21 protein-coding genes and 2 pseudogenes are annotated in these 23917 nt (G+C 58.9%); 13 read left to right on the top strand and 10 right to left on the bottom strand.

Annotation, left to right across the window (positions count from 1 at the left end):
* Nucleotides 1–151: 151 nt before the first annotated feature.
* The gene (locus tag H8A95_RS19275) at nt 152–853 is read right to left on the bottom strand and encodes a TetR/AcrR family transcriptional regulator (RefSeq protein ID WP_229166636.1); all 702 of its coding nucleotides are present in this window, start codon (nt 851–853) and stop codon (nt 152–154) included.
* Between the two features lie 766 nt (nt 854–1619).
* On the opposite strand from H8A95_RS19275, the gene H8A95_RS19270 reads away from it, so the two are divergent.
* Nucleotides 1620–2618, top strand: coding sequence for a LysR family transcriptional regulator (locus H8A95_RS19270; protein WP_229166637.1), 999 nt, complete (start codon nt 1620–1622; stop codon nt 2616–2618).
* A 22-nt stretch (nt 2619–2640) separates the two neighbouring features.
* Here the strand turns inward: H8A95_RS19270 and H8A95_RS19265 are convergent.
* Both H8A95_RS19265 and H8A95_RS19260 read right to left on the bottom strand, forming a co-directional pair.
* Nucleotides 2641–3261 (bottom strand): annotated as a pseudogene (locus tag H8A95_RS19265) (IS630 family transposase); the annotation flags it as partial.
* A 117-nt stretch (nt 3262–3378) separates the two neighbouring features.
* Nucleotides 3379–4806, bottom strand: coding sequence for an MFS transporter (locus tag H8A95_RS19260; protein WP_229166638.1), 1428 nt, complete (start codon nt 4804–4806; stop codon nt 3379–3381).
* Nucleotides 4807–4968: 162 nt separating this feature from the next.
* Here H8A95_RS19260 and H8A95_RS19255 point away from each other — a divergent pair, with 162 nt between their 5' ends.
* Together H8A95_RS19255 and H8A95_RS19250 are read left to right on the top strand one after the other, a co-directional pair.
* Nucleotides 4969–5220 carry an aldehyde dehydrogenase family protein gene (locus tag H8A95_RS19255; protein ID WP_229166639.1) on the top strand — a complete coding sequence of 84 codons (252 nt, stop codon included), beginning with the start codon at nt 4969–4971 and terminating at the stop codon, nt 5218–5220.
* Nucleotides 5221–5308: 88 nt separating this feature from the next.
* Nucleotides 5309–5618 (top strand): annotated as a pseudogene (locus H8A95_RS19250) (hypothetical protein); the annotation flags it as partial.
* Nucleotides 5619–5921: 303 nt separating this feature from the next.
* Here the strand turns inward: H8A95_RS19250 and hpaE are convergent.
* From hpaE to H8A95_RS19220, 6 genes are all read right to left on the bottom strand, one after another.
* Complete coding sequence (hpaE, locus tag H8A95_RS19245) at nt 5922–7460, bottom strand: 5-carboxymethyl-2-hydroxymuconate semialdehyde dehydrogenase (RefSeq protein ID WP_229166640.1); 1539 nt, start codon at nt 7458–7460, stop codon at nt 5922–5924.
* A gap of 55 nt (nt 7461–7515) precedes the next feature.
* Nucleotides 7516–7917, bottom strand: coding sequence for a RidA family protein (locus tag H8A95_RS19240; protein WP_229166641.1), 402 nt, complete (start codon nt 7915–7917; stop codon nt 7516–7518).
* A 59-nt stretch (nt 7918–7976) separates the two neighbouring features.
* A complete protein-coding gene (gene hpaD, locus H8A95_RS19235; protein ID WP_229166642.1) occupies nt 7977–8984 on the bottom strand; it encodes a 3,4-dihydroxyphenylacetate 2,3-dioxygenase in 1008 nt (335 codons plus the stop codon).
* Nucleotides 8985–9088: 104 nt separating this feature from the next.
* Nucleotides 9089–9769: a Crp/Fnr family transcriptional regulator gene (locus H8A95_RS19230; protein ID WP_229166643.1), complete on the bottom strand. Its 681-nt coding sequence runs from the start codon at nt 9767–9769 to the stop codon at nt 9089–9091.
* 111 nt (nt 9770–9880) lie between these two features.
* Nucleotides 9881–10294 (bottom strand): RidA family protein, encoded by a 414-nt coding sequence (locus H8A95_RS19225; RefSeq protein ID WP_229166644.1) that lies wholly within the window; start codon nt 10292–10294, stop codon nt 9881–9883.
* A 21-nt stretch (nt 10295–10315) separates the two neighbouring features.
* A complete protein-coding gene (locus tag H8A95_RS19220) occupies nt 10316–11539 on the bottom strand; it encodes an acyl-CoA dehydrogenase family protein (RefSeq protein WP_229166645.1) in 1224 nt (407 codons plus the stop codon).
* 112 nt (nt 11540–11651) lie between these two features.
* Here H8A95_RS19220 and H8A95_RS19215 point away from each other — a divergent pair, with 112 nt between their 5' ends.
* The gene (locus H8A95_RS19215; RefSeq protein WP_229166646.1) at nt 11652–12311 is read left to right on the top strand and encodes a Crp/Fnr family transcriptional regulator; all 660 of its coding nucleotides are present in this window, start codon (nt 11652–11654) and stop codon (nt 12309–12311) included.
* A gap of 5 nt (nt 12312–12316) precedes the next feature.
* Here the strand turns inward: H8A95_RS19215 and H8A95_RS19210 are convergent, their stop codons facing one another.
* Nucleotides 12317–12847, bottom strand: a complete 531-nt coding sequence (locus H8A95_RS19210) for a flavin reductase family protein (protein ID WP_229166647.1) — start codon at nt 12845–12847, stop codon at nt 12317–12319.
* Between the two features lie 182 nt (nt 12848–13029).
* On the opposite strand from H8A95_RS19210, the gene H8A95_RS19205 reads away from it, so the two are divergent.
* Genes H8A95_RS19205 through H8A95_RS19165 form a run of 9 tightly spaced genes read left to right on the top strand, consistent with a single transcriptional unit; the run spans nt 13030 to nt 23913 of the window.
* Nucleotides 13030–14238, top strand: a complete 1209-nt coding sequence (locus H8A95_RS19205) for an ABC transporter substrate-binding protein (protein WP_229166648.1) — start codon at nt 13030–13032, stop codon at nt 14236–14238.
* Between the two features lie 3 nt (nt 14239–14241).
* Entirely contained in the window at nt 14242–15270 is a 1029-nt protein-coding gene (locus H8A95_RS19200) for a branched-chain amino acid ABC transporter permease (protein WP_229166649.1), read from the top strand.
* Between the two features lie 2 nt (nt 15271–15272).
* Nucleotides 15273–17063 carry a branched-chain amino acid ABC transporter ATP-binding protein/permease gene (locus H8A95_RS19195; protein WP_229166650.1) on the top strand — a complete coding sequence of 597 codons (1791 nt, stop codon included), beginning with the start codon at nt 15273–15275 and terminating at the stop codon, nt 17061–17063.
* A gap of 2 nt (nt 17064–17065) precedes the next feature.
* Nucleotides 17066–17809, top strand: coding sequence for an ABC transporter ATP-binding protein (locus tag H8A95_RS19190; protein WP_229166651.1), 744 nt, complete (start codon nt 17066–17068; stop codon nt 17807–17809).
* Nucleotides 17799–19196, top strand: coding sequence for an amidase (locus H8A95_RS19185; RefSeq protein WP_229166652.1), 1398 nt, complete (start codon nt 17799–17801; stop codon nt 19194–19196). Before H8A95_RS19190 ends, H8A95_RS19185 begins: the two co-directional genes overlap by 11 nt.
* Nucleotides 19186–19980: an alpha/beta fold hydrolase gene (locus H8A95_RS19180; protein WP_229166653.1), complete on the top strand. Its 795-nt coding sequence runs from the start codon at nt 19186–19188 to the stop codon at nt 19978–19980. The genes H8A95_RS19185 and H8A95_RS19180 overlap by 11 nt, the downstream gene beginning before the upstream one ends.
* The gene (locus tag H8A95_RS19175; RefSeq protein ID WP_229166654.1) at nt 19977–20375 is read left to right on the top strand and encodes a RidA family protein; all 399 of its coding nucleotides are present in this window, start codon (nt 19977–19979) and stop codon (nt 20373–20375) included. The genes H8A95_RS19180 and H8A95_RS19175 overlap by 4 nt, the downstream gene beginning before the upstream one ends.
* Nucleotides 20348–22810 carry an indolepyruvate ferredoxin oxidoreductase family protein gene (locus H8A95_RS19170; protein WP_229166655.1) on the top strand — a complete coding sequence of 821 codons (2463 nt, stop codon included), beginning with the start codon at nt 20348–20350 and terminating at the stop codon, nt 22808–22810. The genes H8A95_RS19175 and H8A95_RS19170 overlap by 28 nt, the downstream gene beginning before the upstream one ends.
* Nucleotides 22726–23913, top strand: coding sequence for a DUF6537 domain-containing protein (locus H8A95_RS19165; protein ID WP_229166656.1), 1188 nt, complete (start codon nt 22726–22728; stop codon nt 23911–23913). Before H8A95_RS19170 ends, H8A95_RS19165 begins: the two co-directional genes overlap by 85 nt.
* Nucleotides 23914–23917 lie beyond the last annotated feature (4 nt).

Here is a 23917-nt window from a genome sequence, read left to right as displayed (position 1 = left end):
CCGCGAGCCTTCTCAAGCGATCGGGGCGCAGTGAGCTCGTTATAGGAGGCAACCGGCAAATGGCGTGCAGCCGGGGTCCACCGTTCTCTTGGCCTGTCTTTGAGTCTTGCTATTGGAGTTCGCACCAAACGACACGGGTTACGGCCGATTGTTAGCGGTGTGCCTCGCCACCTTCGGCATTGGAAGGCTGGCCGAGCACAAGTCCTCCCGTGAAGAGCTTGACGTATGTTTCAGCGATTTCGTCGATACTGTCTCGATGCTTCTGGGAGATCCAGGTCACCATCCAGTTGCAGGCACCAAGCACGGCGTTGACGACAATGTCGGGCCGCAAGGGGCGCATGCGGCCACATTCGCCACCTTCCTGCACTGCTTGACGGAAGAAAGCATCGTATCGGACGATGATTGCGCGAACCTGCGCTTGTCGCTCCTGCGGAAGAGCAGAAACATCTCGATAGAAGACCGTCGCCCATTCCTTGTGCTCTGCTAGGAAGCGCACGTGCATCCGGACCAGGTCCGTCAAACGCGCCACGGGATCGGGAGCGGACTGCGCGATGCGCTCGGCTTCTCCAACGAAGTGCTCTGAGATGTACCCAAACACAGCCCAGAGCAATTCGTCTTTGCTCTTGAAGTAGTAGTAGACGCTCGATTTGGTGTATCCTAGCCCGCTTGCGACCTCGTCAATCGAGACGCCGTGAACGCCATGGTCGGCAAACAGCTTTGCCGCGCTTCGAAGGATCTCCTCGCGCACGAGCTGACGCTTGAGCGTCTGAAGATTGCTCCCCTTGGCGACGGGTTCAGCGGCGCGTGCCCCTCGTGGCGCCCTTGGTCGCTTCGGTGCCGTGGATCGTGGCATGCTACTTCCTTTTAAAAAACCGTCCGACGCTGCTGCATGTCTCGCCAAGCTGATTGGCTGCAGTTGCGGTCGAGGTGTTGGTCTAGCACCGCGCCCCCTTTTGGAAGATCGGCAGGTCGAAAGTTGCCCGGATCATCGTTGGGACCCGTGTCGGTAAGAACGAAATCGCGAAAGCTCGCTGCAGAGCGTGCGCAGGCCGCTGGAGATTGCTCCAAGAACGAAACGTGTCGCAGCGAGAGAATCGGGATTCCGCTGGCCGGCGTTGATCCCTGAGGTCGCAGTTGGAGCGCCGATTGCAGTGAAACCTCGGTCCGATCCTCAAGAACAAGTCCATTCATAACCTCGGGATGTGGAAGCGCCAGAATTCACCGGTCAGCGAGTCGAAAATGCGACGATGCCACATCAATTCGAAAATAGCCGTTATGTCAATGGTTTAGATCCGAGCACAGCGGTGACTCTAAAGGCGCGGGCCAGCCAGATGCTTGGCCTTGACAATTAAATCGTCCATTGATACGAAAATTCGACCTACAGGTTAAAAAAGAGCCCAAGGGGGACGCAGGGGAACCGCCAATGTGTCCTCGTTTTGGACCTGCCGCACCCGCGATCGACGCGCGCGGGGACCTACGCATTGAAGATCGTGGCTCGCTTGATCTTCTGGATGCTGCCGTCCGTCGCTGCCCTTCGGAGGACAAGGATGTGGTGACATTTTTTGTTCCATCGTGTGGGAATTCCGATCACGACTTGAGAGCAGTTTCAGGCTCTTGGCTTGGCGGCCCCAAGCGCCTTTATCGCGTTGCAGCTTGCGAATTGGGGGCTGTCATCCGTGCGTCATAGGAAAATTCCCGACCTTTCAGATTTCGACCTCAAACTCTTGCGGGTGTTCGCGGCGGTCGCCAATGCCGGTGGCTTCAGTGCCGCCGAAGTCGCTCTCAACAAAAGCAAATCATCGATTAGCGTCGATATCGCATCTCTTGAGGTTCGGTTAGGAGTAAAGCTCTGTCGCCGCGGTCGCGCAGGATTTTCGCTAACCGCAGAGGGCGAGCAAATCCTGTCTCTGGCGCGCGAATTGTTCGATGGCCTTGAAAGCTTTCGTGAAAACGCAAGTCGAGTAGCCATGAAAATCACAGGCGAGCTTGTAGTGGTGATGGATGACAATTTTCCGCTAGGAAAACGAGCTGAGCTGGCCGGAATCGTGAAGACATTTCACACGGAGCATCCAGAGGTATTCTTGACTATCCGGACGACCTCTCCCGAACGAGTAGCTCAGATGATCCTGGACGGCACCGCTGATATGGGAATCAGCGCATCGGCGCCTGATATCGCGGGCACGAAAACTTATCCACTTTTTTATGAGCCAATGGTGCTTTGCTGCGGTCGCGAACATCCACTCTATTCAAAATCAGACGGAGAAATAAACGACGAAGCTCTCCAACGCTATGACTGCATCGACATTGTAACGAGACAACACTCTCAATCTCGCGAAATCATCAACCAACTGAATGTCCGGGCTCGTGCTCCGACCATGCAGGCTCGTCTGATCCTGATCTTGGCGGGCGCCTACATTGGATTTCTTCCGCGCGACTTCGCCTCGTCGTTTGTGGCGAGGGATTTGTTGAAGATCGTACGCGAACGCGACATGTGCTTCACAAACGTTTGTTCGGCGATCGTGCGTAACGAGGTTTCTCAGAGCAGCAGCCGAGAGCTCCTGCTGGAGCTCGTCCGGCGAAGCCTGTTTGAGCCGGGTTTCGCCAGCTCTGTACGCTAGAGCGTTCGCCGATCATGGCGGCGTATCCAGCGGCGGTGAAGTAGTTTTGCATTCGGTCTGGGTGGAGCAGTCGATGACGCGGCCGATGGCATTCCAGAGACCGTCGACGGAGCGTTCGGCAGCTTTGCGCAGGAGAGCCTTGAGCTTGGCAAAGGCATTCTCGGTCGGATTGAAGTCGGGGCTGTAGGGCGCCAGATAGCGCAAAGCTTGCGTCTGCGGCCTCAATCATCTGACGCACCCGTGGCGCTTGTGGCTGGATAAATTGTCCAAGATCACAATGTCGCCTTTGTTGAATTCGGGGATGAGGACCTTCTCGACATAAGTTTCGAAGGCCTCGCGGTTAATTGGTCCATCAAGTACCAAGGCGCGATAGTGCCGCGCGTGGTGAGGCCAGCGACGAAGGTTGTGGTCTTCCAATGACGTGAGGGACGCCGGCCCGCAGACGCTCGCCACGCGGTCAGCGGCCATAGCGACGTGCCATGTTGGTCGAGCCCCACGTCTCATCGACAAAGACAAGGCGCCCGGGATCGAGTGTGGGCTGGCCTTCAACCCAATCTTGACGCCGCTTCACGAGGTCCGGACGGTCCTGCTCGCTGGCGTGTGCCGTCTTTTTTGCGTGTGATTCCAAATTCCTCGATCGCAAGATCGGGTGTCGCCCTGCTGACGCTCCCGATTGCGCCAACGGCTTCCGCTGGCCGCACTGACCCTGAACCGGTCCCCAGCCTCTCGTGAGACAGAAGAAGATTTGCGTGATTCACGGTTACCCCTCCACCAGCGAGTTTGCCGGGAGCGCAAGCTCCGCCGCAGCTTTGGGCCGCGCTCCGGGGTAAAGGCCGGCCGCGGCATATCCGATCGCGGCTACCAGGCCGAGAGGTGCGAAGATTTCCAGCGCACGACGGAGACTGGCCCCGGCATCCATCCCCGAACTCCGGAAGAAATCCGAACCCAAGCCGATTAAGTAGGGCGCGAGGACCAGATATCCGAGGCTCGTCGCAAACAGAAAGATGGAGAAAATCTTCGCGCGAAGATGCGGCGGTGAAAGATTATTGATCAGGGTGTAGGTGGGCCCCGTGTACATATAGAGCACGGGAGCAAAAAGCCATACGCACAGCACCATCACAGACAGACTTGTGGTCGTGTAGGCAACGATCGATGCCACAGCACCCATCGCCGCGACACCCGCGATCGACCAAATCTGCACCCTCGCGGCCGAGCGGGACAGCCAATGCATGGCAACTGCGACCAGGATCGTGGCAGTGGTCCCGCCCACGAGGTGCAATTGTCCGAGAATGGCGCCGGCCTGGCCGGTGGTCAAACCATAGTTTCGCGCCATAAACGCGGGCGTCCAGAACAACAGCCCCCAACCCCATGTGCAGATTAGGGCTCCCCCGAGGATCACGAAAAGCAGCGCCTTCTCGCGGTAAATGTGCGACAGGGCCGTGAGCAACCCTCCGCCGGGTTGCCCAGTGCCTGCGGCGGCGTCCGCGGCACCGCGGACAGGCTCACTGACCAGGAGCAGCGTAACGGCGCCAAGCGGTAAACCGAACACGCCAAAAATCACCATCGTCGCGCGCCATCCATAATGGTCGGCAAAATAACCTGCCACGGCCGTGCCAAAAAAGGAGCCTGCACAAATCCCCAGCGTGAAGATCGTCATTGCAACGCCGCGGCGCACCGGTGGGAACCGGTCGGCGATGAGCGTCACAGATGGTGGCGCGCAGCCCGCTTCTCCAAACCCTACGCCGAGACGGGTTGCGACGAAGGTCCACATTCCTGACGTGGCCCCTCCCAGCGCGGTCATCACGGAGAAGATCGTTGTAGCTGCTGCGAGCAAGATGCGCCTGCTCATCTTGTCTGCGAGAATCCCGGCCGGAACCCCGAATGTCATCAGGACGAGGCCGAGCGCGAGATTGAGACTCGACACGCCGGCATCGGAAAGACCGAACTCTACCTTTATCGGTTGCAACAGCGTCGAGAAGATAAATCGGTCAGCGACATTGAGCGTGTAGATCGCCGTGGTCACGGCCAATGTGATCCAAGCCTGCGCGCCAATGCTGATGGCGGCGGCACCCGGATTGAAGGCGCTGCGTCCCCCCGCCATTCGCTCTTCCCTTGCTGCCCATTCTTCCTGGACAATTTTATGACTTTGTGAACTGAGTTTCGTGCGACTCGTCAAATTTTCTGTCAAGATCGATATCCCTTCTATATCGGGCCATGGGACAAGGCGCGCAGCCGTCAGCTTAGCTATCCTAGCGGGCAATACGCGTGCCAAATCCATAAGCTTAATTTCTGTCTATATGGACTATTCGTCGAACCTTCGTCGGAAGCGGCTCAGCTACAAGGGAGCCGGATGGAGGGAGGAACGCGTTTCAACCTGTGGCCATTCTTCCCGCCCAGCGAGTTCGGGCGCAATCTTCACGAAAGACTTGCCACGGCCCATCGAGCTGCCTCCCGAATGGAATCCGGCTTTGTCTGGATAAACGGGGCAGGCCCGCACTTCATCGGGGCTCCTGACTACAAGCAGTCGCGAATTGGCCGCGAGGAAAGCATCGATGAATTGATGGCTTTCACCCAGGTCAAGAACATCAATATCAGTTTCTGAAATTTGCCGTCGCTGGCCGCAGCCGAGTTGGCGTGCGTCAGGCCAAGTCAGGGACGGTGCACTGGCAAATTCAAAATAGGGGGAATCAATGTCGCTTCGTTACTGTGCAATTGCTGCTGTCCTCATGCTCGAGTTCGCCGGCGTTGCCGGCGCAGCTGACCTGCCAGTCAAGGCGAATCCGCCGCCGGCGGACCAGCCCGTTCTTCTCCGTCATCGATAATCGCGTGACGTTCTCATGGATGCCAAGGGGAACCGATCCGGGCATGTACACTGTAAACCCCAATGGCGCAGTCGACGGCACAACTGCAAAGCAGGTCTATTCGTTCACTCATTTCGATGCGTGGGCGTACGGTACTAATCTCTTCAATATCTCGATGTTCAAATCGGATCACAATGATTTCAATGCGCGTAGGTTTGGTGTGGATCTCACGCCCTATCCGAGGATTCGCGCCATCGAAATGGCGGCATCGAAGATTGACGCGTTTTCGCGGTCCGAGCCCGGCCGGCAGCCCGACGCAGAATGAGGAGATGCCCACTCCAATCCAGGGCCAGCCGGGACTTTCTGTGCCTTGTGGCACCTCGGGCAGTCAATTTTAACAGATCCGGTGAACGACGGTTTGGCGGCCGGGGGGTTGCGGTGGAGCGAGCAATCGGACCTTTGCAGCGGGGCACTCCGCAATAAGCGAGACCAAAACCCCTTATCATACCCCAATGGCTGGCGGCCGGTGTCTGTCCATCCCGATGGCGATGTTCTTCTGCTCCATGTAGGTGTCAAAGGCATAGTCGCCTCCGTCCCGTCCTATTCCACTCGCTTTGACGCCGCCGAACGGCGTCGGCAAATGCCGCACATTTTCGGAGTTCACCCAGACCATGCCAGCCTCGACTCCTTGAGCCACGCGGTGGGCTCGTCCGACGTCGCCGGTCCAGATGTAGGCAGCGAGGCCGTACTTTACGTCATTGGCAATGCGCATTGCGTCGGCTTCATCATCGAATGGTATGACGGTCAATACCGGACCGAAGATCTCTTCTTGCCCAATCCTCATTGTGTTCTGGGCGTCAACAAACAATGTCGGCTCGACAAAGTTACCTTTGCCGCCCAGTGCCCGGCCGCCCCCCGTCGCTATTTGCGCACCGTCTTGCGTGGCGCACTGGGCGTAGCTCAAAACCTTGTCAGCGTGGCGGGGATGAATGAGCGGACCGATCTCGGTTGAAGGGTCCAAGGGAGGGCCCACCTTGATCGTCTTGACGCGGGCGGCGAGGGCTGAAACAAATCGATCGTAGATGGAACGCTGAATGAGCGCGCGGCTCGATGATGTGCAGCGCTGTCCGTTCAAGCTGTAGATCATAAACAGAACCGCATCTCGCGCTCGCTCGAGATCTGCGTCGTCGAACACGATGACGGGATTCTTGCCACCAAGTTCGAAATGGACGCGCTTCAGGGTTGGTGCGCCTTGCGCCATGATATGGCTGCCGGTGGCCGACTCCCCCACGAAGGCGATTGCTTTGATAGAAGGGTGCTCGGTCAGGAGTTTTCCGGCTCTTTCACCAATGCCGTGCACGAGGTTAACGATGCCAGGTGGCAAACGCGCCTCCTCGAACACCTCGGTCATGATGTCCGAGAGTATGACTGCAGATAGTGGGCTCCATTCCGCGGGCTTGTGAACGATCGAACAGCCTGCCGCCAGCGCCGGAGCGATCTTCCATGTGGACAGCATAAACGGTGTGTTCCACGGCGTGATGATGCCGACGGGTCCGATAGGCTGGCGGATCGTGTAATTGAGGTGGGTTTGCGTCGGGAACGACTTGCCATCTGAAGCTTCCGGGGCCTTATCGGCATAAAAGCGGAAATTCTCTGCCCCACGGAGCGCGGCCTTTGCCATGTAGCGAATGGGCTGGCCGCTATCGACGCTCTCAACCAGTGCGATTTCCTCAGCTCGAGCTCCGATCCGATCCGCGATCTGATGCAGGAGCGCGCGCCGCCTGTCGCCGGGCACGTCCTTCCAGACTTTAAAACTCTCTTCGGCCGAACTGGCAGCACGATCGACTTCGGCTTCGCCGCCTGACGCGACCTTGCATAGAACGGAATTGTCCGATGGATCCAGGTTGTCGAAGGTCTGATCGCTTAGCACCGGTTGTCCGGCGATCCTGTGCGGCACGGCCTGCGACTTAAATCGATGCAAATGCTCTTGCGCTTTGCGCATATTGTCTGAATGGGGCGCGCGCGCCTCTTGTTGGCTCATGGTATCACCGTGCGGGTTGATGCATAATTGGCGAGGGGCGATAGATTTGGTGGTCTCACCCTTGAACGGCGTCTTTCACCACCGCGATCATGTCGATTTCGATCTTCAGACCGGCGCGAGCGAGATGGGCGACTCCCACCGTGGTCCGCGAGGGCGGATCCTTGGGGAAGTACTCGCGGAACACCTCGTTCATCGGAGCAAATTCATTGACCATGTCGGTCATGTGGATCGTCATTTTTAGCGCGGTCTCGAGCGAGGCCCCGCCGGCCTCAGCCAGAGCCTTGAGGTTATCGAGAGCTATCCTGGTTTGAGCCTTGATGTCTTCCGGAAATTCCCTCGTCACGGGGTCGGAGCCGGTTTGTCCGGAAATGAAGAGGAGCTTCTCCCAGCGGATCGCTGGCGAATATGGGATGCCAGGGCGCAAACCGGTGGGGGGAACGATGACTGTACGCGGCATGGTAACCTTGACGGCTAAGGGTGGGTCGAGGGCGGTTCAAACGACTGATCGATCGTGACTCAGTCAGCGACGTAGCTCGGCACTGATTGCATCAAGGCAGGCTTGGTTTCTTTCGTGGAGGCACCATCGAACGTCTCAACGGCCATGGATTCTTCAAACCAGCGGCGCGGTGGAGGTGCTCCCCACAGCGTTTGGCGTACGGGATTGTTGAGATTCCAGCGTATTGGCTCCGCAGAAGTGTTTCCCGTCAAATAGTCGCCGGTGTAGAGCTCAAAGCGGTTTCCATCGGGATCGCGAATATAGACGAACAACGCGTTCGAAATGCCGTGTCGGGCCGGCCCCCGCTCGATACTGGCCGCATAGCCGGCGCCAGCGAGCAGGTCGCAGGCACGAATAATTGAGAGCGGATCTCCAAGCGAAAAGCCGACGTGGTGGGCTGCCGGTCCTGCTCCAGTCATAACGGCGATGTCATGCACCGTGGATTTTCGAAATAGCCAGCTTGCCCAAATCCGCTTTTCGGGCGGATCGGATTCCGTCAGTTCGGCGCATCCAAAGCCGAGCTCTTCAGTGTACCAGCCATAACCGGCCTGGGCATCGGGCGTGAGGACATTGACATGGTCGACGCGTGTCGGCGAGACCCCTTTATGAAGATGATACTGTTGTACGAGCCATGGCACGCTCTTGATCTCGGCATAGTAGTCGATGATGAAGCCGAAGGGATCCTGGACTCTCAGTGTCTTGCCTTGGCCTATCATGTCGTTGTCAGTCCAGCGGGTCGCCAGTCCCAGGCCATCGAACCGCGCCTTCATGCGGTCGAGCTGATCTTCACTCGCAACCACGAACCCGATATGCCCGACGCCAGCGGACTGCGCCTTGCGCAGCACGAACGTGTGGTGCTGTTTGTCCTCCGTGCAGCGAAGATAAATGCGATTGTCATCGCGTTCGGTCTCGTGCAAGCCGATCAGGTTGACGTAGAAATCCCGTGCTCGCTCCAAATCCGTCGTGCGGAATTCGACATGGCCAAGCTTTTGAATGTTTGCGATGTCCTTAATTCGTCCAGCGCTCATGTGGCGGCTCCGTTCCCAGCGAGACGGCATCACCTTAGCGCCGGACCGGAGATGGTCTGTATCAACCGCTACAAAGGAGGACCAATCTCGCCGGTCACGAAGGGTCAATGCCGCGACCGCGTCGGCGGCTGTGTCAGCCGGTAGCGACCGCGCTGGCAGCTGACTGTGCCGACTTTGCGGAGCTTTTGCATAGCGCGTGTCACCGTGATCCGGGAGGCGCCAATCAGATTGGCGATTTGCTGATGAGTGAGCAGAACATCGGGCAGTTCCGGCAAGGCAATCTGCGAGAGAAGCTCTGCAATGCGGTCTTCAGGAGAAGCCTGCGCGAGCTGGACGAGGCGACCGGCGAGTGTACGTTGCTTCAGTGCGGTGGCGTGCGCAAGCAGGGATGCAAGCTTCGCGTCGGCCGAAATCAATTTGAGGAGCTCCTTGCCTGCTATCGGGAGTACATCGGTGGCTTCGATGGCGCTGGCACTGGAAAAGCGTGGTAGACCGTCGAACGCGGCGCCCTCGCCGCAGAGTGCGCCGGGACCAACGATGTCAATCAACAGCTCCTGCCCGGCTTGTCCAATCATGGTGATACCGAGGCGGCCCGATACCACCACATAGGCATGCGTCCCCGCGTCGCCTTGGCGGTAGACGGATTGTCCTTTAGCTATCTTCCGAAGAGAGAGATTCGGAGCAATTTCGACCAGTCGCTCCAACATCGATCTGGGAACGCGCAAGGTCTCGCTGACCTTGGAGCGGCTGGCTTTTGCGCAGGCGTTCGATCGAGTCCTTGGCATCGGGATCCCCGACAGCGTCGGCTTCCAATAAGCGGAAAACCTCACTTAGAGAAAAATGGTCGGGGCCTTGCGGCCCCGACCCAGTCTGGGAGGAAACGTTGTCGGCTTCGCCTAGTTGCGCGCAACGGCAACCGCCTTGATTTCGATGATGAGACCAGGACGTGCGAGACCGGCGATGTCGAGAATGGTCCAGGTCGGAAATGGGGCCGGCACATACTTTTCTTTGACCTTCATGAAGTCAGCCAAATGCGAGGTCAGCCCGACATGATACGAGACGAGCTCGACCAGGTCGCCCATCTGACCGCCAGCCTCTTCGAGGACGAGCTTGAGCCGTTCGAACGCATTGACGAACTGCTGCTCGGGCTTGTCCGGCATCGATCCATCGGGATTGAGGCCGATCTGTCCCGCGATGAAAATCAAGCCGCCGGCCTTCACAGCGGAGGAGTATTGAAATTTATCGAAAATGGAACCGCCGCCCGCGGCAGCGAACATCGGGTTCTTTGAGCTATAGGTCGTCTTTGTCATGAGGGATCCTTTCCTAGTCAATTAGAGGCGCGTTCCTGGAGAAAGCTCGAGACCCAACAGCAACCGGCCATACGCCTCGGCGATCGGCTCGGGCTGCAGCAAGAAATGCGAGCTCATGGCGTGGATATCGCGGAACAGACGCTCAATCCGCGTGCCCTCGGGGAGCATCGACCCGCCGAGAGACGCGAATAGACGCTGTGCAGACGTTAATGCTTGACGAGATGCGATGGCCACTTTCGTGCGGCTAAGTCCGCGTTCCTCAAGCGACAGCGTCCCGCTCTGGAGAATCTGCTCTTCGATCGCAGCCGTCTCGGAAAGCAGGAAGTCTCGCAAGAAGCTCATGGTGGCGGAGCTCGTTCCTGCGTCGACCTGGGCGATCTTGTCGTTGATTTGCGCTTGCTGATTGCCCGAGCTGACGCGAGCGCGAATAATCTTGATGCTTTCCTCGCTGCAAGCGGTCGCTACGCCAAGCGTCGGAGCCAAGACCGACATTGCGTTGGCCGTATTCAATGGGAAGTCGTACACAGGCTCGGTGTTCGGGCAGGTCGGGTGCTTCTTCCCGGCCTGCAATTCGGCCCAATTCATGAAGCGATGAGACGGAACGAATGTCTTTCCGAGGGTGATGTTCTTGCTGCCGGTGCCGCGCATGCCCATCACGCGCCAGCTTTGGTGATCGATCGTAAATTCGGATTGCGGGACGAGCACGACGTGAGGCGCGGGCCCATCGCCTTGTCCGGGAATATTGATAAGAAGGCCCAGCCAATCCGAAACGTCGACGCCGGAGGCGTACCTCCAACGCCCACTCAGGACAATGCCGCCTTCCGCCGGCTCGATCTTTATGTCCTGTCCCACGCCGCCCGTCAGCATGGGAACGATCGGAGATACGCCCGGCGCGAAGAGTTCCTTCTGCGCTTCAGCAGAAAATTTGCCGAGCATAATAATATTCGCGCTGGTGAGTCCGGCAAGCCAGGCGCTGGACGAACACCCCTTGGCGACGTGGAAGGTTGCTTCCCAGGCGAACCGGGGCGAGACGCCAAATCCGCCAAAGCGCGAAGGACGCATCAGGTCGAACAGCCTTGTGTCAAAAAGGCGTTCGGCGACATCGTCGGGGATCCGCCGCGCCTCTTCGACCCGCGCCGCCTGCTCGCTGAGCCACGGCACAAGGGCGGCCGTCTTTTCGACGGCCATTTCCGCCCCGCGCACGTCCGAATCCACCTCGTCGGCGGTCCGTTGAGCTAAACCCATTGCGATTGCCTCCTCTGGCGCTATCATCGACCTTGGCCTACCGTGCACCGTTCGTGGCGCGCTGTATCGCCGGATACGACCGGGTCATTCCTTCGAAAAATGAGCGGTGAGAATGACAAAAAAAGCCACTGCCACTTGGCGGATGACGGACGCCCTCGCAGCCAAACTGGTATCCTTCGAGGGCAAAGTGCGGGCTCGCCGATTTGCCGAAGGAGAACAGCTCTATCGGCAAGACGAGATCAATACTTGCTTCTATTTCATCAAGTCGGGATTGGTGCAGGTATCGATATTCAGAAGAGACGGCACCGAAGTGGTTCTCGAGAACATGGGCCCGAATGCGCTATGTGGAGAAGGGTCTGCTTTCGATGGTCTGCCTCGTTTTTCGACCGCGGTGGCCGTTGAGCCAACGGAAGCGCTCGAGTTCGACACTGCCCGCATAGAATCCTTGATGCGAGCTGATCCTGAATTGGCGCTGGCTATGCTGCGGCTGACCAGCCTTAAGCAACGTATTCTCGCATTGCGACTCGAGCATTTGGTGTCAAATGACCCAGAGGATCGGATACTGGAACTACTCCGTCGGCTGAGCCAGATGTTTGCAATCGATCACGAACGCGGACGCAAGATCATCACGCACTTGACCCACGAGCAGATCGCCTCGATGACCGGCACGTCTCGCGTCACTGTCACTCGAACGATGGGCAGGCTCCGCGAGAAGGGAATGCTGTTCATCGAAGACGGCTTTACGATACTTGCTAACGAAGTGGACAGCTGAAATTTCTAGCCCGTCCACCAAAGGTCCTCGGTTCGTGGAACGTTAGCTACGTCGCCATCCTCATACGGCAAGCGAGCATACTTTCCTCCGTGATAGAGGAGAGGGGTTGCAGCGGTCTCGGGGCCGAACATTTCGTCGATCTGGCCAATAAGGATTCGATGATCGCCGCCGGGGTAATCGTCAACGAGTCGGCAACGGAAGACTGCGTTTGCATCGTCGATCCAAGGTACGCCGCGGCTTTCGCGCCAGGACCAGGTAGGACTCGTCAGAGGTCGGCCAGCATGATGCATGGAGACGTCCTGCTGATGACCTGCCAATATGTTCACCGAAAAAGCACCAACCGTCGCGATCCGTTTTGCCGTAGCGCTAGTCAAAGATGCACAGAACAGGAGCAGCGGTGGATCCAGACTTACCGGTGTCAGCGAATTGACGGTCATGCCTGCCGGGCCGTTTTCGCCATCGACTGCGATCAGCGTGACACCGGTCGTCAGGCGTCGGAATAGTCTGCGAAAATCTTCAGCCTTGTTGCCATTCATTTGGGCGGCTCTTCGGGTTGGTGAGTTGACAGAAGAGCACGACTACCCGTTGAAAAACTGCGCGGCTGTATCTGGCAGCACATAGTCGTAGATGTATCGATCGTGGATGTATCCGTAGATACAGCCCCTGGAATGCGGCCGGTGTCACTTTGTGACGGTCAGCAGCAACCCCGAGGGATTTCATGACCAAGACCGTGACGCGTGGCCGCATCGCAACAAGCTTATGCGGGTTCATTTCCGCAAGCTCTATCGCTCTTGCCTGTGCCCAGCCTGGGTTTGCCCAGGACAAGCCTGAGCTGCGCATCGCGGCAATCGTCTCGGTGACGGGAGCAGCATCTGCGTTGGGGGCTCCTGAGCGGAGCGCGGTCGAATTGTTCGACAAGACCTGGTCGACGCGCACTGATCTGCCCTTCAAGGTCAAGGTCATTTCGTATGACGATGGCTCCGATCCGACGAAGGCCGTCAGCCTAACGCGGAAGGCGATCGAGGAAGACAAGGCTCATGTCGTCGTCTGCTGCACCACCACGCCGAGTTCGATGGCGATCCTGGACACGGTCAAGGCGGCGAAGATTACCATGATTTCGATGGCCTCGAACGCGGCAATCGTTGAGCCTGCCAGCGAACGCCCGTTCACGTTCAAGACGCCGACGTCCGACAAGCTGATGCTTCAACGCACGCTCAATTACATGAAGCGCCAGGGTATCAAGAAGATCGGCTTCTTCGGTCTTGAAGATGCCTATGGCGAGGGTGGCCTGAAGGAGTTGCAACCTGTAGCCAAGGAAGTCGGGATCGAGCTTGCCGCAACCGAGCGCTTTGCGCGGCAAGATACCAACTTCACGCCGCAGGCGCTGCGCCTCAAGCAGGCGGGTCTCGATGCAGTCTACATCCACGCGATACCGCCGTCCGCGGATCTTGCTCACGAGGCGCTCAAGCGGGTTGGCTACACTGGCCCAATTTACCATGGAGCTGGTTCGTCGATTAACGCGTTCGTCGATATTGCAAAGGCGAACGTCGAGGGCGCGATCGTCGGCGTCGGGGCGCTCAATGTCTACGACCAGATTGCCACGGACAATCCGCTTCGTCCCGTCCTTGCCAAATTCGCTGAGCTGTATGACGGGGCTTACGGAAAGGGCAAGGTCGACTTGTTCGCTGGTCAGTCCTGGGATGCCATGCTGCTTGCCGTGAATGCTTACCAGCACATGGCGGAAGCCAAGACCGACGACCTCGCCGCTACCCGCATCGCGATCAAGAACGCGATGGAACAAACACGCGAATGGCCCGGCGTGAATGGCGTCTTCAACGTCACACCGACCGACCATCTCGGATTGGATAAGCGGTCCACCTTCCTGTCGCAAATCAAGGGCGGACGTTTCGTCCTGATCGAGGAATAAACATTGTTCGACACGCTCCTATTCTTGCTCGTGGACGGCATCACCAATGGTGCCGTCTACGGTCTTGTCGCGCTCAGCCTCATTGTAATCTATACAGTGACGCGGGTGGTGAATATCGCCCAGGGCGAATACGTAACGTTGGGAGCGCTGTCGTTTTCGAGCGCGCTTTCGGGATCGTTCAATCTGTTCAGTTGGCTTGTCGCGGGCGGTCTGGCGGCATTCGCGCTGCTTGACTTGGCGGATCGGCGCCTGTTGAGCTCGGTCAGGATCCGCATTTTGTTGATCCGTTCGGTTTGGATTGCCGGCGTCCTTCTCACGGCATTTGCGGCGCACAAGTTTCCGGGATCATACTGGCTCGCTGTGTTGGCCGCGCTTGCCGCGACCGTTTCTCTCGGGACGCTGACCTACCGGTTGACGGTGGAGCCGGTCTCGGGCGCATCGCCGATCGTGCTGCTCATCGTCAGCGTCGGCGTGTACATGGTGTTTCACGGCGTGGCGGTCTTGATTTGGGGCGCGGAGCCGCAATCGGTACCGCCGGTCGTCGACGGCGGAGTGTCGCTGGGACCGGTCTTCATCACCTACCAAAGCCTCTGGATCTGCGGCTTTGCTGTTTTGGCGATGGCAGGCTTGTACATGTTCTCCGAGAGAACGCTCATCGGTCAGGCCCTACAAGCAACCGCGGTCAATAGAGTAGGGGCTCAACTGTGTGGCATCCCTGTCCGGTTCGCCGGGCAGCTCAGCTTTGCCATCGGGGCCGGGTTTAGTGCTGTTTCAGGACTGTTGCTGGCTCCGCTCATCACCGCGAATTATGACATGGGTTTTCCGATCGGCTTGAAGGGATTTGTTGCCGCAGCACTCGGTGGCATCGTTGAATACCCGACGGCGCTGGTCGGCGTAGTGCTGGTTGGTCTTACCGAGTCCTTCTCGGCATTCCAGATCAGCGCGTTCAGAGACGTCATCGTCTTTCTGATGGTGATACCGATCCTTCTTTGGCGAAACGCTGTTCGTCCGCCAGAAGCACACGAGCATTGATCATGGCCGAGAAGTCCATTCCGTCATCGCGGCGATCCCCCGCGACCGCGTCGATCGTTGTTGCGTTCGCAATGTTTGTGCTGGCTTGTATCATCGCCGCTATTGGCCCGCAGTACGACGTCACGTTGCTCGTCACGGTCGGCCTAACGTCGATCGCCGCGATGGGCCTGACGCTCCTGTTGATTGCAGGACAGGTCTCCCTCGGTCAGGCGGCGTTTATGGCGATCGGGGCCTATGTGTCGGCAATTCTGGCACGTGATTTCGGCGTCCCGGCTTTCGTTGCGCTCATTCTAGGCGTGGCTGCCTCAGCTCTTTCTGGTGTCATCGTGGGAGCCATCACGCTGCGACTAAAAGGGCACTTCCTGCCGCTTGCGTCGCTGGCAATTGGAATCGCGACCAGTGCCGCGATCGTCGCGGCGGGGGGCATTACCGGCGGAGCCTCCGGGCTGGGACAGATTCCGCCCCTCGCGATCGGCCCCTTGTCATTGACAGATGATCGCGGCTTTGCGGTTGTTGTCTGGCTGCTGGTTGCAGTGCTCGGTGGTGGGCTTTCCCGCCTGCTGCATACCCGCGCGGGACGGGCGATCGCGGCCCTCAAGACCGACGCGGAGATGGCCGAAATTTTTGGGGTCAATGCAGCGCGCTTACGCCTGATCGTGTTCGTTGTGGCGGCAACGCTGGCCGGACTTTCCGGGACGCTCTATGCTTACTACTTCAAGTTTCTCAGTCCTGCACCGTTCGGGCTGACCGCGAGCATAAACCTATTGATCGCATGCATATTTGGGGGAATGGCGCATCCGTTCGGCGCGGTCCTCGGTGCGGCAGCCATTACTGCGCTCGAGATGCTGTTGCAGAATACGGTTGCCCGCATGCTGGGTCTGTCGGGCAACGTGGAACTGATCGTCTTTGGGCTCGTGCTCATCTGCGTGCTGTTGCGCTGGCCGGGGGGAATCTGGTCGGCCCTGCAGCGCATTTGGCCGCAGTTCTCTGCAGCTCGGCCAGGGCGCAATATCGAGTTGACCCCATCCAAGCGTAGTACGGCCGGCGAGGACCTGCTGACCGTCACAGGTATTTCAAAGAACTTCGGCGGCCTCAAAGCGCTCCAAGGGATTTCGTTCGGGGTGGGCCCCGATCAGATCGTTGGTTTGATAGGGCCCAACGGCGCAGGCAAATCCACTACCTTCAACATCGCTACCGGGCTTCTTGCCCCGTCAGAGGGCGATGTTCTTCTCATGGGCGAGAAGCCGCCCAGACGAGTATCCGACCTGGTACATCGTGGGGTATCTCGCACGTTCCAGCACGTACGGATCATTCCTGAGCGTACGGTGCTGGAAAATGTTGCCTTTGGCGCTTATGCGCAAGGTCATGCGGGCATGATGTCGGGGATGTTCGGCTTCGACCGAAAGGAAGAGGCCGCAACCTATGCAAAGGCCTGGCGCGCCCTTGAAATCGTGGAGTTGGATGGCCTCGCGCACGAGCCTGCATCGCGTCTGGCAATGGGGCAGGCGCGCCTCGTAGAAGTCGCTCGTGCCTTGGTTAGCCGACCCCGCTTGCTGCTCTTGGACGAGCCCGCTGCCGGACTACGGACGGGTGAAAAACTCAAGCTGGTCACCTTGCTGCACCGGCTCAAGCGGGCCGGGATGTCGGTCTTGCTCGTCGAGCACGACATGGACCTTGTCATGAATTGTGTAGATCGGGTGGTTGTTCTGGATCGCGGGCAAGGACTTATGACCGGTCTTCCCGAGGAGGTTCGGCAGGACGAGCGGGTGATCGCCGCGTATTTGGGAGCCTGACCATGCCAAATTTGCGGATTAGCGGCCTAAAAGTTGGCTACGGCCGAGCGACGGTTTTAGAGAACCTCAATCTGGCGGTCTCACCCGGCGAGCTCGTGACTGTGCTCGGAGCCAACGGTGCTGGGAAAACGACGCTGCTGAACGGCATCATGGGATTGGCGCCGCCGCGCGCGGGATCCATCCTCCTGGAGGATGAGCAGCTCGTCGGTCTTCGTCCCGAGCAGTTGGTTGCTCGTGGCGTCGTGCTCGTACCGGAACGACGGGAGTTGTTCGGCAACCTCACGGTGGAAGTAAACCTGCGCCTGGGCGGCTATCGAACTGATGCGTCGTCGAAGTCGCTCGATCGCATCTACAGCCTATTCCCGATCCTTGCAGAGCGTCGCAAGCAGAAGGCAGCTACGCTGTCCGGCGGCGAACAGCAGATGCTCGCGGTGGGGCGTGCTTTGATGGCCGGTCCTCGCTTGCTGATGCTGGATGAACCTTCGATCGGGCTCGCACCGTTGATCGTCCAGGAAATTCTTCGGGTCATTGGCCAGCTCAAGGCCGACGGACTGACCATCATCCTGGTTGAGCAAAATGCAAGGCTCGCACTTTCCGTAGCGGATCGTGGCTACGTGCTTGAGGTTGGCAAAATTGTTCTGGAAGGCACCAGTGCTTCACTCTCAACCGACCCGAGATTGAGTCAGGCCTATCTGGGAGGTGCTGCGGATTACGCTGCTGCGCGGGATCAAGTCTATGTCGATTGATGGCGAAATACGTCAACTTCACCAGAGCTTCTCTAAGCGCGAGCTGTCTCCTGTCGAGATCGTTCGCGCTCAATTGGACGCAGTCATTGCGGTTGATGCCGGCGTTAACGCATTCACGCTGGTGGACGAGACTGTTGCCATCGAGATGGCGCAAGCTTCCGAAGAACGATACCGGCGCGGCGAGCCTATCGGACCGATGGATGGTATCCCGACGACGATCAAGGATACGCTGAACGTTGCCGGCTGGCCAACGAGGCGTGGATCGCGGACGACACCCGAAGCGCCTGCGACGGCCGACGCGGTCTCAGTGGCACGGCTTCGTAGCGCGGGCGCGGTGTTTCTCGGAAAGACGACGACACCGGAGTTCGCCTGGAAAGGGTTGACCCAAAGCCTGCTCAACGGAATGACCCTGAGCCCTTTGGACAAAACTCGTCACGCGGGTGGGAGCAGCGGCGGCGCTGCCGCCGCGACAGCGCTCGGCGTCGGCGTTGTTGGCATAGGGACCGATGCGGCGGGATCCGTCCGCATACCAGCCGCCTTCTGCGGCGTGGTCGGGTACAAGCCCACCTTCGGAGCGATCCCGCTTGAGCCGTTCCCGGCGGCTTTCTGGCAGCTCCCTCACATCGGGCCGATAACCAGAAGCGTGGCAGATGCCGCATTGGCGGCGGCTGTGATGAGCGGACCGGCTTCGTCGGACTGGATGTCGCTGGTCCAGACGCCGCTATCGCAGCGTCTAGAAAGAAAGTTGACGCCGCGAGCGCGCATCGGCATTCCCACTGACTTGAACCGCTACCTGGATCCCGAGGTGAAGAGAGGGTGGGATGAGGCAGTTAGAGCCCTGAGCTCACAGGCAGACATTAAGTCGGTCGAGCTTCGGCTTGATGAAGCTCGCGACATCGTAGCGACGCTTTATCGTCTCGGGTGCGCGTTTGCCGTGTCCCTCGTTCCCGAAAGCAAGCGCTCGGAACTTGACCCAGCGATACTCGAGTTTATCGAGCCGGTCCGCAACCTACCCGCGGAGACGTTGATCGATATGCAGCGCCGTCGAGAGGAAATTGCCAGTCAGGCGGCTTTGGTCCTGTCCGATACTGTCGATGTCCTGCTTACTCCGACCATGCCTTGCCTTCCTCTGCGCGCAGATTCTGCGGAAGCCCGTGAGGTCGATTGGTTCAAGTGGTGTCCGTTCACCCCACTGTTCAACCTGTCGCGCGGACCTGCGATCTCCGTGCCATGGCCGTCGCGGGATAACGGCGTTCTGCCGATCGGTTTGCAGATCGGTGCCGCGCCTGGCCGTGACGAGCTCGCCATTTCAGCAGCAGCCGTGATTGAGAGCATTGCCAGCCGAGATCGCGCCCGTCAGACCGGGGCATCAAACCATGGGAAATGAGCGGCCGAAGCTTCTTTCAATCGAGATCGATGCTCTGGCGGATGGTCAACCTGCTCAACTGCACGGATTTGCCTCAGACGCTAACGATGATTGGGTCGCGACGGGGTGGTTTCAAGCGCTGGTCGCCGCGGGTTATGATGTCATAGCCCCCGACCTACGTGGACATGGTCTTAGCTCTAAGTCTCGGAACCCGCGCGACTACCGGCTGGAGGCCTTCGCGGGGGACTGTATTGCGGCCGCGAGATTCTGCTGGGGCCATTCGAGCTTTAGTGTCGTCGGCTATTCGATGGGCGCGCACATCGCGATGACCCTCTCTCTTGCGAACCCGGATCAGATTGAAACCCTCGTGCTCGGCGGTATGGGCGAGCGAATTGCCGCCACCGTCGGGCTGGCGCCCGAGTTCGCAGATGCGCTGGATGCCGTAGCTGAACACAAGTTGGATACGAGCGCGCTTCCGTCATACGCGCTCCGATTCGCCCAGCATGCTGCGTTAAAGTCGTACAACGATCTCGCCGTTCTCGCGGCATGCCTTCGCGGGCAGAGTTGCGTCTTTGATCTCGCCAAATTAGCGCAGGTCGCGGCGCCGACCCTCGTGATGGTTGGAGAAAACGACAAGCTTGCCGGAGCTCCGTACCGGGTCGCTGGTCTCTTTCCGGTGGGGATTGCGGCAACGGTACCCGATGTAAATCATGCGTCCGCACTTACCAGCGAGCCATTCCGATCGCGCGCGATGATGCATTTTGGCATCGCGGAGCCCCTTGGCTGCAATGGAGGACTGTCATGAAGCCAATTGCGAAATCTCGGACCTATGCTGCATTGCCAGCACCGTTCGGTAAATTCGCTCACGCGAGCGTTCTCAAACTGGCGGGTGCCAAGCTCGTGTTTGTTTCGGGCGTTACGGCGCGAGAGTCGGGCGCGCAGGACACCGAGGCCCAGACAAGGGTTATCTACGAACGGATACTAGCTGCGCTCGAAGCTGAGGGGGGCGGATTTCAGCACGTGATGAAAATGAATGTGTTCGTGCTCGACATCCGGGACTATCCGGCGACGAACAAGATTCGTGAGGAGTTTTTCGAAGGGATTGATCCGCCAGCGAGTACGCTCGTGGAGGTATCGAAATTCGTTCGCCCGGAAGTGCGCGTCGAGATCGAATGCGTGGCGGCAATTCCCGAAACATGAGCAAGAAAATGCCAAGCAAGCCTGTCCTCCGTGAGGTCTCTCTCGCGGACAAGTTCGACCTGACCCAGGGAACGATCTACATTACGGGAAAACAAGCCCTCGCCAGGGTTCCGATTCTGCAGCGAGAGCTCGATCGTCAACGTGGGTTGAGAACGGCCGGCTATATCTCAGGGTATCGCGGTTCTCCTCTTGGGACGGTGGACAACGAGCTCCTGAAAATCAAGGATCGCCTTGTTGCGTCCGACATCGTCTTTCAACCTGGCTTGAACGAAGATCTTGCCATGACGGCGGTCTGGGGCAGTCAGCAGTTGGATTTCGTTCCCGGTCGCAAGTACGACGGCGTCTTTGCGATGTGGTACGGTAAGGGGCCGGGGGTCGATCGATCTGGCGATGCCATCAAGCACGCCAACATGTCGGGCACTCATCCCAATGGCGGGGTGTTGCTCGTGTTCGGCGACGACCATGCCGGCAAATCCTCCTCGCTTGCGCACCAAAGCGATCTTGCTCTGGCGGCCCACGAAGTGCCGATCCTGTATCCCTCGGATGTGCATGACATCTTGAAGTTTGGCTTGGCCGGCTTTGCGTTGTCGCGTGAGTGCGGACTTCTTGCGGGATTGAAGCTTGTCAACGAGACCGCGGACTGCACCCAGGCTGTCGATTTCTCTGTGGATGAACTCACGCCGACCTTGGCCGCCGGTCCGTCCGGTGCCGATGTCAGCATTCGCGTCGAAATGCTCGCGGTTGCGGCTCAGGACCAGCGAATGGTCCGGAACAAGCTGCCCAGAATCCACGAATTTACCCGACGCAACGCCATAGACCGAGTTGCATTCGGCGCGACAAAACCGACCCGTCTCGGCATCGTGACGGCGGGAAAGGCGTTCCAGGATGTCATCGACGGACTGAGGTGGCTCGGGATCGACGAGGCCGAGGCGCAGCGGCTTGGTATCGGGGTCCTCAAGGTCGGATTGATCTACCCGCTTGATCCTTTGTCATTGACCGAGTTCGCCAGTGAGGTCGACGAATTGCTCTTCGTTGAGGAAAAGCGTCCTCACATGGAGCTTCAAGCGGCCGCCCTGATGTACCATTCGGCCCGCCGACCAGACATCTCCGGCAAGCACACACCGGATGGAGCCACGCTCCTCCCAGTGGATGAGCCGCTCGATGCTGTTATGGTAGGGAAGGCCGTCGCGCGACGCCTCCTGGAGAGAGCACCGCAGGATCAAGGACTCAATGGGCTTCGAGCGGCCCTCGATGACCTCGAGCAGCGGGGGCTAGCCTGGAAGCGGGTTGATCCCGGTCCGCTTGCGCGACGACCGGTCTTTTGCTCGGGTTGCCCGCACAATCGCTCCACGAAACTGCCCGAGGGCTCGTTCGGCGTGGCTGGAATCGGCTGCCACGGGCTCGTGCAATTCATGGATCGCAATCCGCTGCCTTGCACCCATATGGGTGCGGAAGGTGTCAACTGGATCGGCCTTTCGCATTTCACCAATACCAAGCATGTCTTCGTCAACCTCGGAGACGGAACGTTTTCTCATTCGGGCTCTTTGGCGATCCGTGCGGCGGCGGCGTCCGACGCGAACGTGACCTTCAAGATCCTTGCGAATGACGTGGTCGCTATGACGGGCGGCCAGACGGTCGAAAGCGGATTGTCCGTTGGCGCCATGGTCCGACAGGTGCTCTTGGAAGGGGTGAAGCGCGTTGTCGTCGTGGCCGAAGATCCCGATGCCGTTCGTGCCCAGCAGTCACTGCCTGCCGGCGTGACGGTTGTTCATCGCACGGAAATGGAGAACGTACAGCGGGAACTGCGTGAGACGGAAGGGACGACCGTCATCGTGTACGTGCAGATCTGCGCCACTGAAAAGCGCAAGAGGCGTAAAAAAGGTCAGATGGCCGCCGCGTCGAAGCGCGTCGTCATCAATCCCGCAGTATGCGAGGGATGCGGCGACTGTTCGCAGGCCTCGAATTGCATGTCGGTCCAACCATTGGAAACGGAATTTGGCCGTAAGCGACGTATTGATCAGGCCAGCTGCAACAGCGATCTTTCATGCCTGGAAGGGTTCTGTCCCTCCTTCGTTTCGCTTGAGGGAGCCCGCCTGAGGAAGCCGACATCGCCCAATCTCGACGACGCGGTGGCTCGCCTCGCCGTACCCGTCTCAAAATTCGAGTATCAGAGAGCGTTCGGCGTTCTGGTCGCCGGTATCGGAGGCACGGGCGTCGTGACCGCAACTGCCGTGATCGGGATGGCTGCTCACCTGGAGGGACGGGGAGTTGGCATTTATGACATGACCGGCTCGCCCAGAAGGGGGGCACCGTCTATAGCCATCTGCGTATCCTTCCCACTCCGACGAGCGTGGCACCGTTGCGGCTGGGGTTCGAAGATGCCGACCTCCTGGTTGGCTCAGACATCGTCGCGGCGACCCAACTTGAAGCCTTGAAGACGGTTGGTTCTTCCACGACTGTCGTGATCGACGATCAGGTTGTTGCAACGCAATCCTTCCATGAAAATGCAAATATCAATCTTGATGCGGAACGGCTTGTTCGGCGCCTGGAGCAAAGGGCCGGTCACCAGGCCACTCGAATTGCAGCCAAGCAGCTGGCGGAGCGCGCCCACGGCGATCCTATCGTCGCAAACATGATCCTGCTTGGTTCGGCCTTCCAAATGGGCGCGTTGCCGCTTTCTTTGGAATCAATCGAGCAAGCCATCCGCCTCAACGGCGTCGACGTTGCCGGGACGCTTCGCGCGTTTCATCTCGGTAGGCTTTCGGTTGGCGAACCGGATGCGCTTGCGAATTTGATCGTCGACGCCGAAACGCCGATTGTGACTTCGCCCAAACCGGTGAACACTCTTGATGAAAAAATCGCGCTTCGGGTGAAGGCCCTCCGCGACTATCAGGACGACACCTACGCGGATCGTTTCCAGCATGTCGTCGACCTTGTCCGGACCGCGGAGGAGAAGGCTTGCGCCGGATCTACACGATTGACTGCGGCTGTGGTCGAAAATGCGTTCAAGTTGATGGCCTACAAGGACGAGTACGAGGTGGCCAGGCTGTTGACGGAACCCTCATTCTGGCAGAGCGTGGACGAGCGGTTTGAAGGCGGGTCACTGAAACTACATTTGGCTCCGCCCATTTTAGCAACACGGGATGCTGCGACCGGCCGCCCGCGAAAGATGGCGTTCTCCGCGCGCTATATGTTGCCGGTCCTGAGGTTGCTCGCGCGATTGAAGGGCCTACGAGGTTCTGCGTTCGATCCCTTCGGGTGGATGCACGAAAGGCGGATGGAACGCCGGTTACGCGATCAGTATTTGGCGTTCGCGGAAGAAATCGCGACGGGGCTTATTGCGTCGAATATTGAAGCGGCAGTCGCTTTCGCCTCGTACCCTGGTGAAATCCGCGGCTACGGACCTCTGAAAGCCGACTCGATAACGCGTGTCGAACCTCGCGCGCAGGCTCTGCGCGCGGACTTCCTGGACGGAGCGCGATCGGCCGTTACCGATGCGGCTTGGGCACCAAGACCGAGGCCGAGCCCAACGGACTAGTCAA

The organism is Bradyrhizobium oropedii (assembly GCF_020889685.1).
Taxonomy (GTDB): Bacteria; Pseudomonadota; Alphaproteobacteria; order Rhizobiales; family Xanthobacteraceae; genus Bradyrhizobium; species Bradyrhizobium oropedii.
Note: the sequence above shows the minus strand (reverse complement) of the source record. Positions and strands in the feature narration are given on the sequence as shown.